This window comes from uncultured Metabacillus sp. (assembly GCF_947503125.1).
GTDB lineage: Bacteria > Bacillota > Bacilli > Bacillales > Bacillaceae > Metabacillus.
The window spans coordinates 21,836-46,318 of record NZ_CANNCR010000011.1; the positions used below are offsets into that span (position 1 = coordinate 21,836).

16 protein-coding genes are annotated in these 24,483 nt (G+C 34.9%); 15 read left to right on the forward strand and 1 reads right to left on the reverse strand.

Annotated features, from left to right (window positions below):
• Positions 1–112: 112 nt before the first annotated feature.
• The gene (locus Q1B07_RS10130) at positions 113–337 is read right to left on the reverse strand and encodes a hypothetical protein (RefSeq protein ID WP_299090242.1); all 225 of its coding nucleotides are present in this window, start codon (positions 335–337) and stop codon (positions 113–115) included.
• Between the two features lie 688 nt (positions 338–1,025).
• On the opposite strand from Q1B07_RS10130, the gene Q1B07_RS10135 reads away from it, so the two are divergent.
• The 15 genes from Q1B07_RS10135 (at position 1,026) to Q1B07_RS10205 (ending at position 24,483) form a co-directional block, all read left to right on the forward strand.
• Positions 1,026–1,967 (forward strand): sugar ABC transporter permease, encoded by a 942-nt coding sequence (locus Q1B07_RS10135; protein WP_299090296.1) that lies wholly within the window; start codon positions 1,026–1,028, stop codon positions 1,965–1,967.
• 26 nt (positions 1,968–1,993) lie between these two features.
• Positions 1,994–2,851 carry a carbohydrate ABC transporter permease gene (locus Q1B07_RS10140; RefSeq protein ID WP_046516489.1) on the forward strand — a complete coding sequence of 286 codons (858 nt, stop codon included), beginning with the start codon at positions 1,994–1,996 and terminating at the stop codon, positions 2,849–2,851.
• Between the two features lie 46 nt (positions 2,852–2,897).
• Entirely contained in the window at positions 2,898–4,409 is a 1,512-nt protein-coding gene (locus Q1B07_RS10145) for an extracellular solute-binding protein (protein WP_299090244.1), read from the forward strand.
• A 728-nt stretch (positions 4,410–5,137) separates the two neighbouring features.
• Positions 5,138–7,336 carry a helix-turn-helix domain-containing protein gene (locus Q1B07_RS10150; protein WP_299090245.1) on the forward strand — a complete coding sequence of 733 codons (2,199 nt, stop codon included), beginning with the start codon at positions 5,138–5,140 and terminating at the stop codon, positions 7,334–7,336.
• A gap of 377 nt (positions 7,337–7,713) precedes the next feature.
• Positions 7,714–8,733, forward strand: a complete 1,020-nt coding sequence (locus tag Q1B07_RS10155) for an SGNH/GDSL hydrolase family protein (RefSeq protein WP_299090246.1) — start codon at positions 7,714–7,716, stop codon at positions 8,731–8,733.
• A gap of 568 nt (positions 8,734–9,301) precedes the next feature.
• On the forward strand, positions 9,302–11,065 hold the full coding sequence (locus Q1B07_RS10160; RefSeq protein WP_299090248.1) for a sensor histidine kinase: 1,764 nt from the start codon (positions 9,302–9,304) through the stop codon (positions 11,063–11,065).
• A complete protein-coding gene (locus tag Q1B07_RS10165) occupies positions 11,037–11,831 on the forward strand; it encodes a response regulator (RefSeq protein ID WP_299090249.1) in 795 nt (264 codons plus the stop codon). Before Q1B07_RS10160 ends, Q1B07_RS10165 begins: the two co-directional genes overlap by 29 nt.
• Before the next feature lie 115 nt (positions 11,832–11,946).
• Positions 11,947–13,257 (forward strand): extracellular solute-binding protein, encoded by a 1,311-nt coding sequence (locus Q1B07_RS10170; protein WP_299090250.1) that lies wholly within the window; start codon positions 11,947–11,949, stop codon positions 13,255–13,257.
• Between the two features lie 116 nt (positions 13,258–13,373).
• Positions 13,374–14,252 carry a carbohydrate ABC transporter permease gene (locus Q1B07_RS10175; protein ID WP_299090252.1) on the forward strand — a complete coding sequence of 293 codons (879 nt, stop codon included), beginning with the start codon at positions 13,374–13,376 and terminating at the stop codon, positions 14,250–14,252.
• Between the two features lie 92 nt (positions 14,253–14,344).
• On the forward strand, positions 14,345–15,172 hold the full coding sequence (locus Q1B07_RS10180; RefSeq protein ID WP_299090298.1) for a carbohydrate ABC transporter permease: 828 nt from the start codon (positions 14,345–14,347) through the stop codon (positions 15,170–15,172).
• 42 nt (positions 15,173–15,214) lie between these two features.
• Positions 15,215–17,371 carry a glycoside hydrolase family 52 protein gene (locus Q1B07_RS10185; RefSeq protein ID WP_299090254.1) on the forward strand — a complete coding sequence of 719 codons (2,157 nt, stop codon included), beginning with the start codon at positions 15,215–15,217 and terminating at the stop codon, positions 17,369–17,371.
• Between the two features lie 683 nt (positions 17,372–18,054).
• Positions 18,055–19,602 carry a response regulator gene (locus tag Q1B07_RS10190; RefSeq protein ID WP_299090255.1) on the forward strand — a complete coding sequence of 516 codons (1,548 nt, stop codon included), beginning with the start codon at positions 18,055–18,057 and terminating at the stop codon, positions 19,600–19,602.
• A 26-nt stretch (positions 19,603–19,628) separates the two neighbouring features.
• Positions 19,629–21,371: a sensor histidine kinase gene (locus Q1B07_RS10195; RefSeq protein WP_299090257.1), complete on the forward strand. Its 1,743-nt coding sequence runs from the start codon at positions 19,629–19,631 to the stop codon at positions 21,369–21,371.
• Positions 21,372–21,693: 322 nt separating this feature from the next.
• On the forward strand, positions 21,694–23,352 hold the full coding sequence (locus Q1B07_RS10200; RefSeq protein ID WP_299090259.1) for an extracellular solute-binding protein: 1,659 nt from the start codon (positions 21,694–21,696) through the stop codon (positions 23,350–23,352).
• A gap of 222 nt (positions 23,353–23,574) precedes the next feature.
• Positions 23,575–24,483: a sugar ABC transporter permease gene (locus Q1B07_RS10205; RefSeq protein WP_299090300.1), complete on the forward strand. Its 909-nt coding sequence runs from the start codon at positions 23,575–23,577 to the stop codon at positions 24,481–24,483.

Genomic DNA, 24,483 nt, shown 5'->3' on the forward strand with positions numbered 1-24,483 from the left:
AATTTGTGTGGAAGTTGTAAGAGCAATTTATGATACTTATAAAAATAACCGAATAAAAAGCCTCTCTACTCATTAGGTATAGGCTAGAATAACTAGATATTATCGTTATTACCTATATTTTTGGTTTAGTAAAGATTTTTCCATTATTTAACTCACACCAATCTAATTCGCCATAAGATTCCTTATCTCCATATTTTTCTAAAAAAGCTTCCTTATTTTCGAATACTTCCATTAAACCATCTTCTAGTAATGTTACCATTTGGTATGTATTTAGTTGGAAAACATTAGAAACGGCTATTAATTCACCTATGTGGACAACATTGGAAAAATCCTTCATTATTTCCTCTCCTTTACAAATAAAGAGATTTTCTTTATGTTACAAGTTCTTCTTTATAGAAAAGATCCATATTTGCCCTCGACGACTCATGCTCGTCCTTTAATTGTTGCAGTGGGGAACTTCATACTATATTCGAAACTTCCATCCATTCATCTGAGATGCGGCGTATCTAATTTAAACTTTTAAAGTATACATCAAAAGTGTCCATTTTATTAATGAACGGACGTATCACCTCGCTTACTTTTTGGATCGTTTTTCCTTTGATCTGTCTATTCTTTATTTTCCCTTTTATAAGTCCTTAAATAACCCATTCATTTTCTTAGCATAAATGGTTATAATCTCATTGATTTGCACACAGCAAATGAGTGAAGGTCTTAATGAGCCTTGAATAGAACTTTATTTCTAGGTTATGAAATGGATGTGTTAGAGTTTAGAATGCATATTCCCTTGAAATTCTTTACAATATAAACCAACTTTTCTCTATATTTCAAAGGCTCATCAACCTTGTCATGAGATGGATATGGACATGAAATGATCTAGTTTGATATGTTCTAATCAAGTTATTCAGAATATTCAAAACAAAAATGTAAGGGCTTCCAATTGGTTAACTGAAAGGAGAATACTTATTTCTTTGTATCTAAATTAATTTAAAGGAGGGGATTTCTTGAATACATCACCGCAGCAAGTCATTACGACGAAACTTCAAGAAAAGGTAGAAGTGGAAAAGAAACCACTTTATATTCGATTGTGGAAGGATCGATGGCTTTATCTGTTTCTATTACCTGGTTTATTGTACTTTGTCATTTATAAGTATTTTCCGATGTGGGGAGTGCTTATGGCTTTTCAAAATTATCAACCTCACCTAGGTATCTGGAATAGTGAATGGGTAGGCCTAAAACACTTTGAACGTTTATTTAGTGAAACTCAATTTTGGATGTTAATAAAGAATACGTTATATATCGCCTTCTTAGATTTAGTTATTTTTTTTCCAATCACAATCATCCTGGCGCTATTATTAAATGAAATTAGAAAAGAAATGTTTAAACGGTTTGTCCAGACAATGGTATATGTACCGCATTTCCTTTCATGGGTTGTTGTCGTTGGTATCTCTTACATTCTTTTGAGTACTGAGGGTGGGGTTATTAATGAACTTATCGCCTCTTTAGGAGGAGATAAAGTCCAATTTTTAACGGATGTAGATTGGTTTAGACCGCTAATTATTATTCAAATGGTTTGGAAGGATGCAGGATGGGGAACCATCATTTTCCTAGCCGCTCTTGCAGGGGTAAATTCACAATTATATGAGGCTGCAAGGATTGACGGGGCAAATAGATGGAGGCTCTTGTGGCATATTACGTTGCCATCTATTCGCAGTGTTATTATTATTCTCCTTATTCTTCGCCTTGGAAACTTTTTAGATTTAGGTTTTGAACAAATCTTTTTAATGTTAAATGCCATGAACCGTGAAGTCGGTGAGGTATTTGATACTTATGTGTATACAGTTGGGATTAGGCAAGGCCTGTTTAGCTACAGTGCTGCAGTAGGATTATTCAAGTCAGTTGTAGGACTTATTTTAGTAATTGGTGCTAATCAACTGGCGAAAAAATTTGGTGAAGAGGGAATTTACTAGAAGCCTAGTAAAGGAGGGAAAGAAAATTGACTAACGACAAGACACTTGGGAGCCGAATTTTTGACATTTTTAATTATACGTTTCTCTCAATTGTTGCTTTCGCAACTGTTCTACCGTTTATTTATGTGGTCATTTCATCGTTTTCTAATACAAGCGCATTAATTCCAACTGAATTTTCGTTAGATGCTTATCGGTATATTTTTTCAACCGAAACGTTTGCTCGCAGCATGGGAGTCTCTGTATATATCACGGTACTAGGAACATTTATTAACCTTTTGTTAACCTCGCTAATGGCATATGCGCTTTCCCATACCCATTTGGCTGGCCGCCGAATATTTTTATTAATGATAGTGTTCACAATGCTATTTAACGGAGGAATGATTCCTACCTACTTTGTTGTAAAAGGGACTGGATTGCTTGATTCGTATTGGGCATTAATTATTCCAAATGCGATAAGCGCCTTTTATCTTATTATTTTGAAAAATTTCTTTCAAGGTATTCCTGAAGAATTAAAAGAAGCTGCAAGAATTGATGGCTGTCATGAAGTAGGAATTTTATTCAAAATTGTGCTCCCATTGTCATTACCAGCAATGGCGGCATTTGGCTTATTTTACTCTGTGGGGCTATGGAATCAATACTTTAATGCTGTTCTGTATATTAATGACCCCTTGAAATGGCCTGTGCAAGTATTGCTTCGGCAAGTTGTTATTTTAGCACAGGGTTCTATAGGGGACTCGAGTGAAATTGCTGATGATGCAGTTGTGTTTTCACAAGGAATAAAGATGGCTGTCATTGTCATATCTACAGTTCCAATCCTAATTGTTTATCCTTTTTTGCAAAAACATTTTGCAAAAGGAGTATTATTAGGTTCTGTTAAAGGCTAGTCGTGCATAAATAGACCCGATTTCAATCAATATTGGAGGGAAGAAGATGCCTGAAATGAAGGTAAGAAGGAAGATTGGTCGTTCTATATTATTAATGATTGTTCTTGCGACTGCACTTATTGGTTGCAGCAATAAAGAAGAAGCTAGTGGTAATCAAGAGGGACAAGCAGGTTCAGACTCTAATGGAGAAGTTAGCATTATGATGCATTTTGATGGACTAGAGTTTCCAAAAAAAGATAATGAAGTAGAAAAAGCAATCGAAGAATATACCGATTCAAAATTAGACATATCAGCTGCGCCAGGGGCTACTGTTGCCGAAAAATTACCAGCAGTCGTTGCCTCAGGAGATATGCCTGATATCATTGGAAGCAGTTGGTTTAGGGAACCATACATGATTAATGCATTCCGTGGCGATGTGTTTTGGGAAATTGGGCCATATTTGGATCAGTTTCCAAATCTATCTAGTATAGATCCTATCATTTACAAGAACATATCAATAGATGGAAAAATTTACGGTCTTCCCCGAGTACGTCCAATCGCTCGTGATGTTTATATCTACCGTAAAGATTGGTTAGATAATTTGGGGATGAAAGAGCCAAAAACAGTGGATGAATTTTATGATATGCTTGATGCATTTACGAATAAAGACCCCGATCAAAATGGTAAAGATGATACGTATGGAATGGCAGTTGAGGGCCAAGGGTTAATCAATCGATTTGCCCCATTATTTGGAGCACCTAATGGGTGGGGAGAAGAAAACGGAAAATTCTTTCACGCAGCAACAACCAAAGAGTATTTAGATGGGTTAGATTTCTTCAAAAAATTATATGATGATAAATTAATTACTCAAGATTTTGCAGTTATTGAGCGTTCCCAATGGGAAGAGGCTTTTTCAACTGGTAAAGCAGGTGTTTGGCCTGATACAAGTAATGCGGTTGTAAGAATGTATAATCGAATAAAAGAGACGAATCCTGATGTTGAGTTAGGTGTATTTAGTCTTCTTGAGGGCCCGCAGGGTAAAAGAGTACCAGCAGGGAGCGGCCATAACGGAATCTTCGTATTTCCTAAGTCGTCGGTCAAAACGGAAAAAGAACTGCTAGATTTATTGGGCTTTTTTGAAAAGCTTCAGGAAGAGCCTATGCATACATTGTTTGAATGGGGAATTGAAGGAAAGCATTATGAATTGGTTGATGGGAAACCAGTTCCTATCGAAGGATCAGATCTTCATAATGAGGTAATACTGCCATATCAATTACCATTGGGAATTGTACCAGCAGAAGTTAATGCACTTAAAGGAGAATTAACACCACTTGAAACAAAAGAATTAGAAATTCCAAAAGAAAATGAACCGTTTGCCATTCATAATCCAGCGGTTAACTTAATTTCAGATACACAAGCTGAAAAAGGATCCCAATTAAATATGATTATTGAAGATGCTAATACGAAATATATTATGGGTGAAATAGATGTAGTTGAATGGAAAGAACAGATTAAAAACTGGCGAAGTAGCGGCGGAGATCAAATTGCTGAAGAATATGCCAAAGAATACAAAAAATAAAAGATAAAAATGTAAAAAAATACGAAAAGGCAGGTGGATATACCTGTCTTTTTAGTACGTTTTACTCTATTTCGAGTTGTGAGTAAGGATACCTGTGGAAAGGTAGTAGTGATCAGTTTTGATGAACCAAGATGGACTCCGAGATTTTGGGGAAGCCGACCATATTTCCTTACCCAGGTATATGTAGATCCCGCTTAACGAGTCCTTGATGAAAGTGTAGTGTGCATTCATCTAGAGAATGGGCTTTCTAGGAGCATGAAATCCTTGTAAACTTTCATTTTGACGAAGGGAACTAAATTTCTTGCAGTATATAAATTTATATAAATTACTAAAGCCTGATTGACAGCAATCTTATTCTGCAAGTAAGATTTAAAAAAAGGTTGAATGCGCTTACTTTATTGTTATTTCAACGATAGTAGTTAATTTATTTGAGTGCAGTAGTTTTAGTTTGACTAGGGCTCAAGGAATAACATCTTGCAAAAGGAGGTAGTTGGGGGTGAAAAAGCGATTAAAGTGATGGGGATGTTAAGGACAGGAAATCAGCAAAATGACATGGAATGTTACACATAAAGTAATCGATTTATTCCAGAGGAGAACCTACACATAAAAAACAAACCGGAATACATGATTGTGAGTGATGTTATTGAGATAATTTTAACGTTTTTTTGGGGGGATCTTCCATTAATAACATTAATTATAGGTATTATAAAAAGCTGTTTATTTATAGTTTGATATTATCAACATTACCAGTCATTGTAATAGGGATATTATCGTATACCAAAGCTTCGGCTGATATCGAAGAAAAAGTTGCCAAAGAAAATATGCAAGTTTTATTACAAACTCAAATGAGAGTTGAACATCAGTTAGAGGTCTTAGATACAAAAGTAAACGCAAATATTTTGTCACCTGATTTTACTTCCAATTTTCAAAAAAGTATTACACCAAAAGACTTTATCGAATATAGAAACCTTGCAACAATTATGAAAAAATTTATAACAGATAAAATTTGGTATCAAAATTTGGAACTGGTAAATCATGATGAAAAATGGTTGATAGATAAAAAAGGTCTTAGTCAACTTAAGGAAGAAGACTATAGAAAGCACTATTTAAAAATAGCTAGAACTCCCCATTCATCGGATTGGCTTACATTTTCAGATGAGAACGGACAGTCGATTAAACTAGTTAAAAAAATTCCATTGCTTTCAAAAAATCCAAAAGGACTAATAATTGTTACCATTACTAATGAAAAAATTACTGAACTTATCAATGAAAAAAACAAGGAAAATGAAATAGTTGTCTTGGACAAGGAGTATAAGTTAATATCAAATAATTCACCTAAACAGTCCCCTTTTTTATTTAATGATTTAATAAATAAAATTAAAAATAGCAAGTCCACTAATGGTTATTTTACAACGAAACTTAAAGGTAAAAGCGTGGGCATCAACTATAGTAAATCTACATTTAATCAATGGACGTATTTGTCAGTTGTGCCGATAGAAGCTATTACAAAAGAATCCAAAGACATTGCTTGGTATACTGTTATTTATTGTATCGTTATTATTATCATCATCAGTATTATTGCCATTCAATGGTCACGCCGCTTATACAACCCGATTCATAATGTATATAAATCAGTTGTTTCGTTGACTGGAGATGATACAGATTCAAAAGATGAATTTGATTGTATCCAAAGAAAAATACATGATTTTAAAAGCACTCATTTGCAGCTTGAACACCGAATAAATAATCAATTGAACCATTTAAGGGAATACTTCGTGCTAAAATTACTTTTGGGGCAGGTAAAATCAAATGAAATAGATAGCATGTTGGAGAATTTGAAGTTTCCAACATCCTGGCAAGCGTTAGCTGTTGTCATCATTAACATAGATCAATTGGAACATACAAACTATCAAAGTGATGACAAAGAATCACTTTTATTTGCCATTAATAATATTGTTCGTAATATAATCGCTGAGGACAAGCATTTTAGCCCTGTATTTTTAAATGATTACCAAGTAACCATCCTATTAAGTAATGAAAAGAATTCTGTTGATCAGAAAAAGTATTTTTATAGTGTTGCCTCCAAAATAAAAACTCTTGTTTTAAAACATCTGGGATTAAAAATTAGTATAGGAATAGGTCGTCCATATGATCAACTGGAAAAAACCGCACTAGGGTATGAGGAGGCTATAGGAGCGCTGAAGTATAGACATCGTTTGGAACCTGGAGTGATCTTACATGTCGATGATATTACAGTAAACCATACTGTAAAGTGTAATTATCCAAAGCAAGTTTCATTAGAGCTTCTTGATTCAATTAAAAGTGCCAATCAAGAAGAATCTAGAAAATTGTTAAAGGAATTTATCGCCTATATGACAAAATTTAATCTACCCTACCATAATTGCCAAATCATATTGGCCCAATTATTATCTAAAATATTGGAACTTGTACAAGAAGTAAATGAATCCCCAGATCAACTATTCGGTAAAGCAATGGTATTTGATGAATTATTCAGTTTCGGTACTATTCAAGAGGTTGAAGACTGGTTTAATCAATCCATTATCCCACCCATAATCGACAAGTATAATGAGATAAGAACAAACCAGCAAACGAATATTACAGAAAGTGTTTTGTCAATTATAGAAGATGAATTTTATAAAGATATTACACTTGAATACGTTGCATCAAAAATTAATTTTCATCCCAGCTATGTTAGCAGAGTATTTAAGAAAGAAACAGGTTCTAGTTTTAGTGATTATTTAATGCGATATAGAATTAATCAGATTAAGAAATTACTAAGTGAAACAAATATTAAAATATCGGAAATTGCTGAGAGGTTCCATTACAACAGTTCTGCTTCTTTTATTCGGTCATTTAGAAAAATGGAAGGAATGACCCCTGGTCAATATCGGAAAAAGTTCAACTAAAATATAAAAGTTAGCCTTTTGGCTAGCTTTTTTCTTTGGGCGGAAAACCTGTTGAAAGATTATTCTAAGAAGAAATATAATGAGAGATTTCGGGATTGTTATAGGGCATCGAACCCTAACAACCCGACTAGTATCTTTAAGAAATATACCAAAACTATGGGAGCAGCCTATTTATGGTGAAAAATCCCAAGAGTGTTTGTAAGCTTTTATAGTACAATGAATGTAACATATTTAAAACTTCTAACTAATCAATGCTTAAAGAACGGTACTATTTTAAGCCATGACTAATATTCAAGCTAAAATAAAAAACTGTTTATATGATTTAGGCTGGTTTTTTAATAATTGAACAATTCAATAATCGATAGGTGTGGTTAAGAATGGGGAGATTGAAAGTAACGATCATTATTGCTAGTTTGCTAGTAATATGCTTTAGCTTATACTTATTTCTTTCAAACTCTAATCAAACAAAACAGGTAGATGTAGAAACATCGTTTATAAATGAAGCGACAGATTCTAATGAAATGACAGGTAAATCTCATACTAAAGAAGAAACGGTTACTGAAGATGCATCTCCTGAGAAAGAGGAACAGGTTGAAGATGTTTCTGGTAATATTGCAGATAAAGAAGAGGAAGAAGAAGCAGATGGCGAAAATAATAAACTTATCACAATTACTGAAGATGTCAGGAAAACGGTTAGGGAAGCAGTAGATGGTGTAATAAAATTATTCAAAAAGGATTTAAAGGTTGTAGCAATTGGTGATTCCCTCACCCAAGGCGTAGGAGATGAAACAGAAAGCGGCGGTTATGTCGGGATCTTAAATAACACATTTGAAGATAATAACATAAATATTACTATTGAAAACTATGGGAAAAGAGGAAACCGTACAGACCAATTATTAAAACGGCTAGAAAAGAAAGAGATTGCAGAATCAATTCAAAAGGCTGATATTGTTATCATTACAATTGGCGCCAACGACATGATGAAGATTGTCAGAAACAATTTTACCAATCTCAATATAGAAGTTTTTAATCAAGAAAAACCAGATTATCTTGAGAGATTAACAGCAATCTTTAATAAGATCAATGAAATTAATCCAAACACACATATTTATTTAATTGGTTTTTATAATCCGTTTGATCGTTATTTTGGTGATATTGAAGAATTACAATTAATAGTTAACGATTGGAATGAATCTAGTAGATCCGTTACAGAGGAATTTGATAATGTAAATTATATTCCGATCTCTGATTTATTTAGTCATTCTGATGTAGAGTTATTATCTGAGGATCAATTCCACCCAAACACTAGCGGATATAAACTCATTGCAAAGCGGATCTTAGAGAACATGGAAGAAGTTAGCGTCCAACCAGCTGTCATTACCGAGGATGTAGAATAAAGGTCGTCTTTTTTAATACTATCAGAAATTATAAAATTTTAACCTAGTTTTTGTGTCTAGCTCCAGCGCATAGCCCCTCATGAATTGAAGGCAAAAAACGCCTTCTATTCATGAGCATTTTATTTTTGCCATAGGCTGAACAAGGCGCTTGCGCTTTTCTTCCTGTAGGATTTAATCAATTATATTGACTTTAAATATTTTCGTTATAAAGAAAAATAAATTCAAAAAGCTCCTTCTAAACCACCAGAGTCAAAAATAATCGTGACTCTGGTTTTTGTATCCGTCATGCATGGGAGTATTCTCTATGTTGACCAATTTTAACTAGCCTTCTTAGCTTCTTGTCGGAATGGTTTGGGTGTCCTACGTCAGGAAGCTAAGAACAATAAAATAGTAATACTTTCTCTATATAGATATAGTCAATTTCTTAGCTTTTTCTACTAGATTAATAGATTAAGCAGGAGCTTCACTTCCTTTAATATGAAATCTGTAAAAATAATATTTTGTGTGGTAAAGTAAAAAAGATAAAAGTTGAAATAATTCTCTATTGCATTTGAAAGGTTGAATGTATATGTGGTTAAAGCTAGGAAAATACAATACATTGCGCAATCAAATCTTACTTGTTTTTTTAACCGTCATGATCATTGTGTTATGTTTTGTTGGAATTGTGACCTATCACATTGTATCAAATTTATTAAAAACCAACGCTGAAAAGCAAATTCAACAAACCGCTATCGAAGCTAGCGGACGGATGGAATCATTATTTCAACAAATTGATATGCTGACTAAACAGGTGGCAACTAACTCGTATGTACAAAAACTGTTATTAACTGAAACAAAAGGAAAGCTTGCAAGCTTTAGTGAGAGACAAGCATTGATGCAGGTTGGCACCACCTTTCAAGTGTATTCAGATGGGATAAATGCTTTTGAAATCTATTCAAAGGATTTTCGAAAACTCATACCACTAGATGGAGATGGGCTGTTTTCTCGAATTGATTACAAATGGATTAAGGAAGCAAATCGTGCAGAAGGCAAATTGGTTTGGATTGGTCAAGATCCTAAAGAGCCTGAGTTTTTTCTGGCAATCAGGCAAATTAGTTTAGTCGATCAGTGGTTTTCAAATGGAGGTTATCTTTTGATACAAATCAATGCAAAGTATTTTGAGTTTACTGATACAGATCGGGATCAGGAGTATATGATTTTGGTTGATCAAAATCGTCATCCAATCATGTCAAATTTTAAAGGTGATATAGGACCGATTATCCCAGAAAAAAGCAGCATTACAACTATAAATGGAAACGATTTCATGCATGTTAAAGAAACTTCATCGGTTACAGGATGGACGATGCATATCTTAACACCAGTTCAGGCACTAATGAAAGGGACCCCAGTTTTACGAATGGCGATCCTTTTATCAGGCGCCATTGGGTTTATGATTTTCCTTATATTATCCATATTGTTATCTTCGATGATCACTCGACCGATCTTAAGATTAACAGCAACGATGAAAAAGACAGGAGATGGTGAGCTCAAATTGAATCCTGAGATCGCCTCCACAATCGAAATTAATGAATTAAATAAATCCTATAACCAATTAGTGGAAAATACAAATCATTTAATCCAAGTTGTTTATGAAAAAGAAATCTTAAAGGGGCAGGCTGAGCTAAAAGCATTACAATCCCAAATCAATCCTCATTTTTTGTTTAATACATTGGATGCTTTCTACTGGTCACTTGATGAAAAGGGAGAGGAGGAATTAGCGGATTCCGTTATTGCGATGTCTGAGTTATTCCGTTACACAATCAGTAAAAACCATCAAGATGAATGGGTGATGATAAAGCAGGAGCTCGAGCATGTGGAAATGTACATGCAGTTAATGAAAATGCGCTTTGGAGATCGCTTTACCTGGAGCGTTGATATTCCCAAAGAATTTGAACATGTTAAAATACCTAAACTATTAATTCAGCCAATAGTTGAAAATGCTATTTTACATGGAGTAGGGAACAAAGTCGGTAAAGGCTATGTTCTCGTTAGTGTTCAGCCTTCTGAATTTTCTGATCATTTGGTCATCACTGTGAAAGATAACGGTCCGGGGATGGATCAAGAGACGATTGACCGGATTATGACTGTCATTGATACAGGGAAAGTATCCTCCATTAAGGGAAATGGAATGGCCATTGCCAACGTACACAAACGGTTACAGCTTTACTATAAAGAAAATAATCTAGGACAAATCGTTATATCAAGTGAGTTAAATAATGGAACCTGTTTTACATTTGAGGTGCCAATAAATGGGGTGGCAGCTAATGCTAAAAAAGACGATTTTAATCGTTGATGATGAACCGAAAACACGGCAAGGATTGAAAAAAACACTTGAAGGATGGGCAGATATAAGCTATGAAGTGATCAGTGCAGAGGGGGCAAATGAAGCTATTGCAATCTTTAAGGAAAGAAAGATTCATATTTTACTAACTGATATTTCGATGCCAGAGATAAACGGACTTGCAATGCTGAAGCTCTTAAAAGATTATCAACAAAATCCGGTTGTGATTATCATTTCAGCTTATTCCGAATTTGATTATGCCCAGGAAGCGATTCGATTAGGTGTTCTCAATTATTTAGTAAAGCCTTTGAATAAACGAAAGCTTATAGAAGCCGTAGAGCAAGCGATCGAAGTCCAGGAAAAAAGAGAGCGTGAAGGCAGGATCTATAAATTTGTAGATGAAAAGCTGGTGGATGTAGTAAAACAGGGAGATCGCAAGGAAGACGCACCTATCCCTATGGCTTTAGATTATATTGATAAACATATCGATTTACAGCTTACCATGAAAGAAGTGGCGAATCATGTACACCTAAATCCAAGTTATTTTAGCGTCCTGTTTAAGGAGCAGGTCAATATGACCTTTAGTGAATATTTGACGAGAAGCAGACTGCAAAAGGCTAAAAATTTATTAATCGAATCAACTCTATCTGTTGCTGATATTGCAGAAAAGGTTGGTTATAGCACGTCAAAGTATTTTATTAAACTGTTTAAAGAGTATGAAGGACAGACGCCTAGCCGTTTTCGAAAAACGAACACGATAAATGAGAGTAAAAACTAAAAAAAGTAGAATTTTCCCCAATCAGTGTTACCTTATTTCAGCATTTTTCCGATGCTATAATGAACTTGTAAATGCGAATACCGCATCTCGTATCAATCCAAAGGGGGATTTCTAAATGAAAAGGAAAGCGATTACACTGTTGTTTGCTCTTACTATGATTCTTAGCTTAGTTGTATCTGGCTGTTCAGGATCTAGTGAGACAGGCGGTGAAGGTGATTCAGGAGGCAAAGTAACGGTTAAATTAATGCATCTATGGCCTGCAGGAAGTTCTAAACAACATAATCAGATCGTTAACGATATTGCTGCAGAATATGAAAAAGAGAATCCGGGTGTTAAAATTGAACAGGAAATTTTAAGTAATGAGCAATACAAGGAAAAATTAAAAGTATTATCAGCTTCAAATGAACTTCCAGATGTCGGGATGACGTGGGCTGCCGGTTTTATGGAACCATATGTAAAGGGGAAAAAGTTTGCTCCGCTGGATGATTTACTTGATGGTGAACTGGGAGATCAATTTATTTCTGGTACAACGGAAGCATTTGCAGTAGATGGTACCACCTATGGGTTACCGCTTGAGTTAAATATTGCCCCAGTCTATTATAATAAAGCTATTTTTAAACAATATAATATAGAAGTACCAAAAACATATGAAGAATTTAAACAAGTTGTGGAAACACTTGCTGATAATGGCGTGACACCGATTACTTTAGGAAACAAAGATCGCTGGACAGGATCCATGTGGTATATGTATTTAGCAGATCGAATCGGTGGCGCTGAAACATTAACAAAAGCAATAAACCGCACAGGAACCTTTGAAGATCCCGCATTAACAAAGGCAGCTGAAGAGATTCAGAATTTAGTAGGAATGGATGCTTTTGTAAAGGGTTTCAATGGATTATCGAATGATGAAGCAAAAGGCCCATTCATGAACGGACAAGCTGCCATGTACTTAATGGGATCATGGGAATTACCAAACTATACTACGAATGAAGATGTTCCACAAGAGTTTAGAGACTCGGTTGGCTTCTTTAAATTTCCAGCAGTTGAAGATGGAAAAGGGGATATCAACAGTTTTGTTGGCGGTCCTGGTGTAGGATTATTTGTTTCAGAAAATTCAAAGGTTAAAGAAGAGGCAAAGAAATTTGTTGAATTCTTTGTAAAAAAATGGGGAGAACGCTCTGTAACAGATGCCGGCGTTATTCCTGCAACCAAGGTAGATACATCTAAAGTTGAATTGCCGCAAATGTATATTGATGTATTAAATGAATTAAATTCTGCCAGCAATATTACGTTATATGCAGATGTTCAAATGAGTGCATCTGTTGCACAAGAACATTTGAACTTAATCCAAGCTTTGTTCGGAGAGGAAGTTACACCTGAAGAATTTACAAGCAAGCAGGAAGAAGCCCTTGCGAATCAGGAGTAATGAACTCTAGTAATCACGTAAGGATGTAAACATGAAAAGGACATATCAATAAATAAGGTGATATGTCCTTTTCTATGCCTGAAATATGAAATCAAAAAAGTAAAGGGGAGGTCATCATGGATAAAGTAATGTCCAATAAACTGGTTATAACCTTGTATGTCTTACCAGCACTTCTATTAATTATGGTTCTAATCTATGTGCCGATTCTATTAACCGGCTACTACGGATTAATGAAGTGGGATGGAATAGGAGAAATGACTTTCATCGGTCTTGAAAATTATACAAAGCTCATTAAGGATGCAGAGTTTTGGAAAAGTGCCTATCATTCGTTTTTACTAGCTATTTTTTCTGCGAGTAGTTTAATAGGTTATTTAGTTATTTCGTTAATTCTTGCTGGAAAAATAAAAGGGGCAAATTTTTTAAGAAAGATATATTTAATTCCGATGCTGTTATCTTCTGTTGCGATTGCACAGCTTTGGCTTAAAATTTATCATCCTTCAAACGGATTAGTAAATAGTTTATTACTATCTTTCGGTATAAAAAATCCACCAGCATGGCTGGCGGAACCAAATCTTGTTTTAGCAGCGTTATTCGTTCCAATTATCTGGCAGTATGCAGGTTTTTATATTTTGATTTATTATGCAGCATTAAAAAATATTCCTGAGTCATTAATTGAGGCTGCCAGAATTGATGGAGCAAATGCTTTTCAAATTGCTTATAAAATAAAGGTGCCATTAATTGCTGGTGTGATTAAAGTGACGATTGTATTAGCGATTGTTGGTTCTTTAAAATATTTTGACTTAATTTACGTCATGACTGGCGGAGGACCAAATGGGGCAAGTGAAGTAATGGCATCTTATATGTATCAAAAAGCCTTTGGAACCTATGACTTTGGCTACGGAAGTGCGGTTGGTTTCTTCCTATTATTAATTTGTCTTGTTGTCACATGGGTTATCCGAAAATTAACAGCAACTGACGAAGAAATTCAATATTAAGAAAGGAGTAATAAAACATGAGTGTTATACAAAATCACCAAGCGCAAGCAAACGTATCTACTCCTCTTTCAACCGGGAAGAAATCGAACAAAATGATAGCTAGAATCGGATTTGGACTGCTCTATCTAGCCTTAGGCTTGATTGCCATCTTTCAGGTTTACCCGCTTATTTGGTTATTCTTTTTCTCATTAAAAGATAATCAGGAAGTGTTCAACAATTCACCGTTCGCTTTGCCAGTAAATCCAAAATGGGATAATTATCTGAAGGTTTGGACGGAAGGAAATATTAGTCTTTATTTTTTTAACAGTGTCTGGATTACCGTTTTATCGGTATTATTGACGGTGCTCTTAGCTAGCTTTGTCACATTTGCGATCACGCGAATGAAATGGAAGCTAAGCAAACTGGTACTTGGCTTGTTTATGGTAGGATTAATGATTCCTGTGCACTCTACCTTAATTCCATTGTTCAGCTTTTTTCAAAAAGTCAATTTGATTGATCATCCTTTAGCGGTTGTTGCGTCATATACAGCCTTTAACCTTCCTATTACGATCATGATTTTAATTGGTTTTTATTATACCTTGCCTCGTGAGGTAGAGGAAGCTGCCATTATCGATGGGTGCTCGATTCATCGGATTTTCTTTCAAATTACGCTGCCAATGACAACACCAGTTTTATCAACAACTGTGATTATTAATATGATTTACAATTGGAATGAATTTGTGTTCATTAATACGTTTATCAGTTCTGATCAGTATAAGACGTTAACGGTCGGAATTCAAAACTTTATTGGACAGTATATGACTGATTGGGGAGCAATCGGCGCTACACTCATGATCAGTATTATCCCGATTTTAATTGCCTTTTTCTTCTTTAGCAATCGAATTGTTGAGGGAATTGCTGCAGGCTCTGTAAAAGGATAAACGAGAAACTACCATATTAATATGTTAAAGGGGTTCGGTAAGATGGTAACAAATCAATTTTTTAATGCACATCACTCTCCAATTGGAGCATTTTCCAGCTTTACATTAGGTTTTCCGGGGAACGGAGGCGGCTTGGATTTGGAGCTTGGCCGTCCACCCCGAAAAAATATCTTTATTGGTGTAGAGTCACTAAATCGTGAAGGAATCTACGAAGCACTTCCATTTTTTGATTATAGTGAAGATGAAAGTAAGCGCTATGATATTGAAAACCCGGATCCAGACCAAAATAAACCAAAAATCATTTTCCCGTTTGCAAAAGATGAAATAGTCCGTGAATTCAAGCTTGGTACAGACACATGGAAAGCAGGGGATTTGACCTTTACCATTTATACGCAAGCACAGTCTGTACCAGATCCTGCATCAGCTTCTCTAGAAGAGCTTATGCTAACACTTGTACCATCGGTCATCGCAGAGGTTACGGTTGATAATACAAAAGGAAGTAAAAGCAGGCGGGCATTTTTCGGCTATGAAGGAAATGATCCCTATAGCTCAATGCGTCGATTGGATGATACATGTGAAGGGATTTCTGGTGTTGGTCAAGGAAGAATCACAGCAATAGCATCTGCCGATACTGATGTAAAGTCAGCATTGCACTTTAGTATGGAGAATATTTTAACAACCCCGTTTGAAGAGAACTGGAGATTTGGTTTAGGGCCAATTGGGGCGATGGTTATGGATGTGCCAGCTGGGACATGCAGGACTTTTCAATTTGCAATCTGTTTTCATCGTTCCGGGTTTGTAACTGCGGGATTGGATGCAAGTTACTTCTATACGCGCTATTTTAAAAATATCGAAGAGGTGGCCGCCTTTTCATTAGAAAACACTAAAGAAATGATGAAACGGGCACAAATAGCAAATGATTTAATAGAGCATGCTGATCATTTAACAGAGAGTTTTATGATGGCCCATTCCATCCGAAGCTACTTTGGCTGTACACAGCTTCTCGATGTGGATGGAGAACCATTCTGGGTTGTCAATGAAGGTGAATACCGAATGATGAACACATTTGATCTTACCGTTGATCAGTTGTTTTTTGAATTGAAAATGAATCCATGGACAGTTAAAAATGAATTAGATATGTTTGTTAAGCGTTTTAGCTATGAGGATGAAGTTCGTTTTCCAAATGACGAAACGGTTTATCCTGGAGGGATCAGCTTCACCCATGATATGGGTGTTGCGAATACGATCTCAAGACCTCATTATTCCTCCTATGAATTGTATGGTCTTGATGGCTGTTTTTCACATATGACTCATGAACAGTTAGTAAACTGGGTGTTATGTGCAGCTGTTTACGTCGAAAACACGAAAGATACAGAGTGGCTGCAAGCAAATTTGAACACTTTCATAAAATGCTTTGAAAGCATGCTAAATCGGGATCATCCAGATCCAAACGAACGAAACGGTATTATGGGGTTAGATTCTTCACGGGTAATGGGTGGTGCAGAAATCACCACATATGATAGTTTAGATGTTTCACTTGGCCAAGCAAGAAATAATATATACCTGGCTGGAAAGTGCTGGTCTTCCTATGTGGCATTAGAAAAACTATTTTTTGAAAATGGATTTCATGATTTGTCAAAACAAGCAGGCATCCAAGCAGAAAAATGTGCAGTAAGCATTGTTAGCCATGTAACAGAAGATGGTTATATTCCGGCGGTTGTAGGCGAGGGTAATGATTCAAAAATTATACCTGCGATTGAGGGGTTAATTTTCCCGTATTATACAAATTGTCAAGAAGCCCTTGATCCAAATGGACGTTTCGGTCCTTATATCAAAGCATTAAAAAAGCATCTGGAAACAGTATTGGTTGAAGGGATTTGCTTATTTGCGGATGGCGGCTGGAAAATATCATCAACAAGTAATAATTCTTGGCTAAGTAAAATCTACTTATGTCAGTTCATTGCTCGAAAGATCTTAGGAATTGAGTGGGATGAAAAAGGGGAAAGAGCAGATGCCGCTCATGTTGGATGGCTAACACATCCAACTTTGTCAGTATGGAGCTGGAGTGACCAAATTATTTCTGGTGAAATTACTGGAAGTAAGTATTACCCTAGAGGTGTAACAAGCATATTATGGCTGGAGGAAAGGAAAGAATCCTTATCAACTATGGAAATGGTTCAAGTGAGCAGTCGTTCCTAATTAAGCAGATAAATCTAAAGGTTTTTTCACTCGAATTATAATAGAACGCTTATTGTCTAACTAAAACTTAAAAAAACAAGAAGCTGTGTCCTTAATAAGTAGTCACAGCTTCTTTACTCTTTTAACCAGTACTTTACAGTAAAGTGTGTAATAGGAAAAACAGAAATACTATGACGGAAGAAAAGATCGATGTTTTTCCAAATAAAATAGTCTTGTTATCTATCATGTTAGTGATGGAAAGTTTGTTTCTCAAATAAGTTATCTTTGCAGTAGGATAATCTACAACGTGACAGATCGATTATATTCCTTTTTGAAACTTTAATAATTTAAGAAAACAAACAAAAAACTATAGTTTTTAAAGTATAACCTATACTTTATAGAGTGACTATACGTTTTTTTAAGATATAATATAAGAATTTACACATTGTATAGTTTGATTTTCTCATTTATGAAAAAGGTGATTCAAAAAACGATAAAATTATAAGGGTGAATTTTTCTATTGCGTTTTCTTAATTTAAAGGGTTTGAAAAATGATTTTAATAGACTAGAATATAAGCAGCAAGCGAACCGGGAACTGTAGCTGATTTTAGTAGGGCTAAAAAGTAAAAATAAAATGAAAGCGCTTATTCATAGTGAAGATCATGCTTTAATTTAGTCCTTTGTGAATGGAGGAATGGGTTACGGTGGCTTTCAAAGTATTTTTAGTAGATGATGATCGTTATGTACGTAAAGGATTAATTAATCTTATTGATTGGGAAGGCTGCGGCTTCCAAGTTTGTGCAGAAGCAGATAATGGGGAGGATGCTTTGGAGTATATTCAAAAGTATAATCCAGATTTAGTCATTACAGACATTAAGATGCCTGTCCTCGATGGACTTGATTTAATAAAGCATACAGTTGATCTAAAAAAAACAAGCCCAAACTTTATTATAATTAGTGGGTATAGTGATTTTAGCTACGCACAACAAGCTGTTAAGTTTGGTGTACACGATTTTATTTTAAAACCAGTAGATAAAGAAGAAATTGAAGACACACTTAGAAAGGTAGCAGATAAGTATACAAAAGAATTACAATTAACCAGAAATAGAGAAAATATTCTTGCAGCGACAGCTTTCAATGAATTAATAACAGGGGAACTTGATGAAGATCTCCTCTATGATTGTGTCAAAAAATTGAATATTGATCAAACATTAGGATTTGCCTACGTCATCATAGAGGTAAATAACGTGGCTGTAAATATGATAAAGATACGTGAAATCATTAGCAAAACCATTCATGGTGAGGATTTAAATGCCACTACTTTGTTTCGTGAACACGATAGTAACCGAATCGGCCTATTAGTCAAAAATGAAGAAGTTCAACAATTAAGCAGGGATATTGTTCATTTTTCAGAAACATTAAAAGCTCAGCTAACGATTCATTTGAAGGCAAATGTCACCATCTATGTCGGAAGGATAGTAGACCATCCAATTGATATAAAGGATTCTTATGAAACGGCAATGAAGATCCTCCAATTTAAGTATGTAGAAGCATCAGATAAACCGATCGTATATGGCTGCACGAAGAATAAGTCTATTAATTACATTGAGCTTGATCAATCACAATACCAATCGTTAATGGAACATATAGAAGAAAATCGAATCTCGGAGATTAGAAAAAACGTTTTGATGATGTTTGAACAGTTTCAAGAGAAAGCTTTCGCGAAGGATGCAGTAAAAACATCTATAAATCGGGTGGTTCATGAAGTGGTTAAAACCTTACAGTCGATGGATGGTGATGAAAAAAAGTTAGCCTCATTACAAAGTATGTTAAATTGGGAAAACCAGCCTCGAACTTTATCTGAAATTAAGAACTTGTTCCTAGATTTTTTATTAGAGGCAGCTGCTCTGTTAAATCGGCTCAATAAGGAGTGTGGGTTAGGAAGCATAAGAAAAATAAAAAAATATGTTGATGCCCACTACAAAGAAGATCTCACATTGAAAGCGATAGCAAATAAATTCTTTATGAACCCCGTCTACATGGGGCAATTGTTTAAAAAAACATATGGCATGTATTTTAAAGATTATATTCTGCAAGTCCGAATAAATGAAGCGAAAAGAAAATTAAGACAGACCGATTTGCGAATCTATCAGGTAGCAGAATGTGTGGGTTTTTCGAATCCTGATTACTTTGTCACTCAATTTGAAAAAACGACTGGTATGACACCAACTCAATATCGAAAAAAACTCTAAAGGAAGATTTTAAAAATGGAGATAAAATGAATCGATTCAATTTTAATAATATTGGTTTAAGAAATAAGCTGTTAATTATTTATATTGTCTCAGTTTTCATCCCAATCACATTAACACACATCGCATTTTATCAAATTACTTCCAACAATGTCAGAACACAAAAGATGAATGATATATCCCTTTCTGTAAAGCAAATTTCAAATGATTTCCGTACAGCGATAGATGATGCAGTAGACATTTCATCTAAGTTATATACGGATTATGAGTTGTACAATTTTCTAGAAAACAAATACGAAAAAACCATAGATTTTATCCATGCTTATCAAAATTATTACAGTGGAATTAATAAAGAAGTACCACTTTTTTCAACTGTTCGTTCACTAAATCTATATACAAATAATGATACAGTTATTTATGCAGGAGGTGTCAATAAAATTGATACCCTTGTTAAGGAGTCTCATTGGTATAAGGAATCTGAGGTAATTAGAAAATCTTATCCTGTTTTGACTCGCCGACTTGGAGAATCAGGAAAGCTAGATACGTTTAGTTTAATTCGAGAATTAGATTATTTTACAACAAAAGGTTCCACACAGAAAATACTGGAATTACAATTTGATTTAGAATTAATGGATCATATTTTTCATAATGTGACGTTTCCAGGTGATATTTATTTACTGGATGAGCAAGGAACAATTGAATATACAACAAATCCAAAGGTGAAATGGTCAGAGGGAAATACTCAATATCATTCTGTTACTTTTTCAAATGATACGTTGGTTTTTGAAGAATCATTTAATGTCCCTTATTTAAATAATTGGAAGGTAGTCGGTGTTACTCAAGAAAAGGTATTACTTGAGGAGGTTGAAGGTTCCCGCAATTTTATTCTCTATTTAGCTCTGATTAATTTAGTCTTTCCATCTCTTTTTATTGTTTATATGACAAGTTCCCTTCATTTACGTATCTTACGAATATTAAAGCATATGAGGAAAGTAGAGGATCAAAACTTTGAACTAATTAAGGGTGTGAACTATCAGGATGAAATAGGTGAGCTTACTCAAGCATTTAATCGGATGGCTTCTAAAATTAAGAAGCTTATCAATGAAGTATATATAGCAGATATACAGAAAAAGGATTTAGAATTACAACGTAAACAAGCACAACTAAGTGCCTTGCAAAGTCAAATTAACCCACATTTCCTATTTAATGTATTGGAAACCATTCGGATGAGAAGCATTCTAAAGAAAGAGGAGGAAACGGCGAAAATCATACAAAATATGGCAAATATGCTTAGAAAATCTTTCATATGGGGAAAAGATTGGGTCAGCGTCGAAGAAGAAATTTATTTAATAAAGTGCTTTTTAGAAATACAACATTATCGATTTGATGATAAAATGCAATATCATATTGAGGTCGATTCTGAAGTTAAGAAGTGTATTATTCCGAATATGTCTCTTATTCCGTTTGTAGAAAATGCAAGTATACATGGAATTGAACCGATAAAAGGAAATGGAATGATAAAGATATCGATTAAGCGGGATGGTGATACAATCGTTTGTGAGATAACCGATAATGGGAAAGGTATGGAAAAAGAGGAATTTGAACGGTTAATCCGATCCATAAACGAGGTTGAAAACATAGGAGAACATGTGGGAATAAAAAATGTTTACTATCGCTTAAAGTTGCATTATGCAAATCACTTTGATTTTAAAGTGAAAAGTGCGATGGGTGCAGGAACGACAATTAGAATCGTTTTACCATTTCAAACTTAGAAGTTTCTGGTTTGTCTAAGCCCTATCCATTTTAAAACAGCTGCACTTTGATGCCAATACGTGTCGGTCGTATGATTGATGTGTGTTGGCATTAAAGCGTATTTGAGAGTATTTCATGATAGAACTAGGCTAAACCTATTGCCTCATATGCTTATTTCATATTAATCTATATTTTTCCTGAAGGTACTAAAGTTTACAAAGTAAAAACTATACTTTATATGGTCACTTAGGAAAAGCAAGCAGGCTATAATGAAAGTGCTTACAATACTTCGATTACGGGGTTGCATTGCTATTGCTTAACTTAAACAAAGGGGGAGCCAAATTGTTAAAAAGAAGATCCAAATTTCTAGCTTTTGCTTTAGTAGTCATGTTGTTCATCGTTACAGCATGTTCGAAAGTTGAAGAAACGGGGAAAGATCATAAATCTAGTAAAAACGGAGAAGTTTTTACTTACACATTCTTTAATGCATCTTCAACAGGAAAAGATGTTAATACGGGTGATACTAAAATTGGGAAAATGTTCGAAGAGGCAACAGGAGTTAACTTTGATATTGAACATATTGTAGGAGATAGTAACCAAAAGATCGGTACAATGATCGCCAGTGGTGAATATCCGGAATTATTAAATGCTCAAAATGCAACAGCTGACGTGATTGATGCTGGTGGATTTGTACCACTTAATGATCTTATCGAAGAACATGCTCCAAACCTAAGAAAATTGTATGACCCAATCTGGGAAAAAATGAAACAAGAGGATGGGAACATTTATATTCTGCCATCTGGTGTATCCAATGGATATATAAAGCCTCCTAATGTTGGACAGAGTGCATTCTTTATTAAACGGGCAGCATTAAAAGAACTTGGCTATCCACATCCAAAAACAATAGATGAATATTTTGATATCATTGAAAAATATGCAAAAGCCCACCCAACTACAAATGGTGCAGATACAATTCCGTATACATTATTACAGTATGATTGGCATGTTGGACAACTATTTGATCCGCCTGCCTTCTTATCGGGTGAGCAGGAAGGAATTATTGTTGATAATGAAACACTAGATGTTTCCGTTTATCATAATAAGGATATTACCAAAAAATGGTTAGAAAAATTAAATGAATTAAACGCAAAAGGACTATTTGATAGAGAAGCTTTTACACAAAATTATGATGAGTATTTAGCTAAAATATCTTCAGGACGTGTTGTAGGATGGTTTGGACCTCGATGGGAATCAGGTACAGCTTTAGACACACTTGAGCAAGATGATGATCCTTATAATGACTTTATGGGATTCCCTATCGTATTCGAGGAAGGAATCAAAGACCAATACTTGAATCCAGAATCTTTTGTAACATCTCCAGGAATGGGACTAACGACAGGTACTCCTGAAGAAGATCAAATTAGGATTATTAAATTTTTAGATCACATCGCTAAAATTGATTCTCAAAAACTTATTACTTGGGGTATAGAGGGCGAAACGTATGAAGTAAATGAGGATGGCCGTTTTTATCGAACACAGGAACAAATTGATTTAGTGAATAAAGAAGAGTTTAGAGATGAATTTGGGTTTTCTGCACTAGGATGGTACTGGCCAATCATGAGTGGTAAATTTGATGACGGTAATTCTGTTGATCCAGCTATGCAACCTGAAGTTGCCAAGCTAGCTTATGATGAAGTGGACAAAGAGTTTTTAGAGGCATATGGCATAGAAACGTTTACTGATTTATTCACTGAGCCAGAACCTGCACCATGGTTTCCGTTTTGGGATGCAACAATTGAGACGGGCTCTGAAGCTCAGTTATATGACCAACAGTCACGCGATTTAATCAAACGGTCATACCCGGATATCATACTTGCAGATCCATCTGATTTTGATACCGAATGGAAAAATTTTAAGAAGGAATTTGAAAAGCTGCCTTATAAAGCCTATGAAGAAGTAATGGAGGAATCGGTTAAAAAAGAAGCTGAACTTGCCAAATAAGTAACAAAAGAATTTGAGGTGAAGGCTGAATAATCTATAGGAGGAAGTTCAGCCTTCTTTGTATAAAAGTTCCTTTTTGCTACTGATTTTGTATCTGTTGTCAATAGTTTTTATGGATTAAAGTTCACTAATTAAATAGGAATAGGAGGGAATAAAATGCAATTACAAACAAAAGAAAAACCACTTTCATCCCCTACTGTGCTACCAAATCAAGCAAAGGGAATGAAAGAATTCCTTAAAAAATGCCGTAGTCAAAAATCATTATTATTGATGACGGTACCATTTGTTATTTGGGTATTTATTTTTAAGTATTTTCCTGTTTGGGGATGGACAATGGCATTTCAGGATTTTAAACCAGCTCGTTCTTTTACAGAACAAGAATGGGTAGGCTTTAAACATTTCTTCTTTCTATTCACAGATGATCGTTTCTTAGGAGTTCTTAGAAATACGCTGGCTCAAAGTCTCATTAATTTGGTTTTAGGTTTTGTTACTGCAATCGGTTTAGCCCTACTGATAAATGAATTAACAAACCTTAAATTTAAAAGAGTCGTTCAAACCATTAGCTATTTACCGCATTTCCTTTCTTGGGTTGTAGCAGCTGCACTTGTTTCGTCTGTATTGTCTATCGATGGAATTATTAATGAAATATTGATGAGACTTCATTTTATTGACAAAGAAATTCTTTGGCTTGGAATCGGTGAGTATTTTTGGGGGATTTTAGGTGCTTCAGAGGTTTGGAAAAATGTAGGTTGGAATACAATCATTTATTTAGCCGCAATATCGATGATCGACCAAGAACAATATGAAGCAGCCAAAATAGATGGTGCTTCTCGATTACAAAGAATTCGATATATTACGCTTCCTGGAATGAAGCAGGTTATTGTGATCCTTTTAATTATGAACATTGGGTATATTATTGAGGCTGGATTTGAACCTCAATATTTATTAGGGAATGGACAGAACGTAGAGTACTCAGAAAATATTGATGTATTTGTTATCAACTATGGTATATCAATGTTTAATTTTTCAATGGCTACTGCGGCAGGAGTGTTTAAAACGGTTATTAGTTTACTATTCTTGATGGCAGCTAATTCATTCTCGAAAAAAATGGGACAAGGCGGTTTATACTAG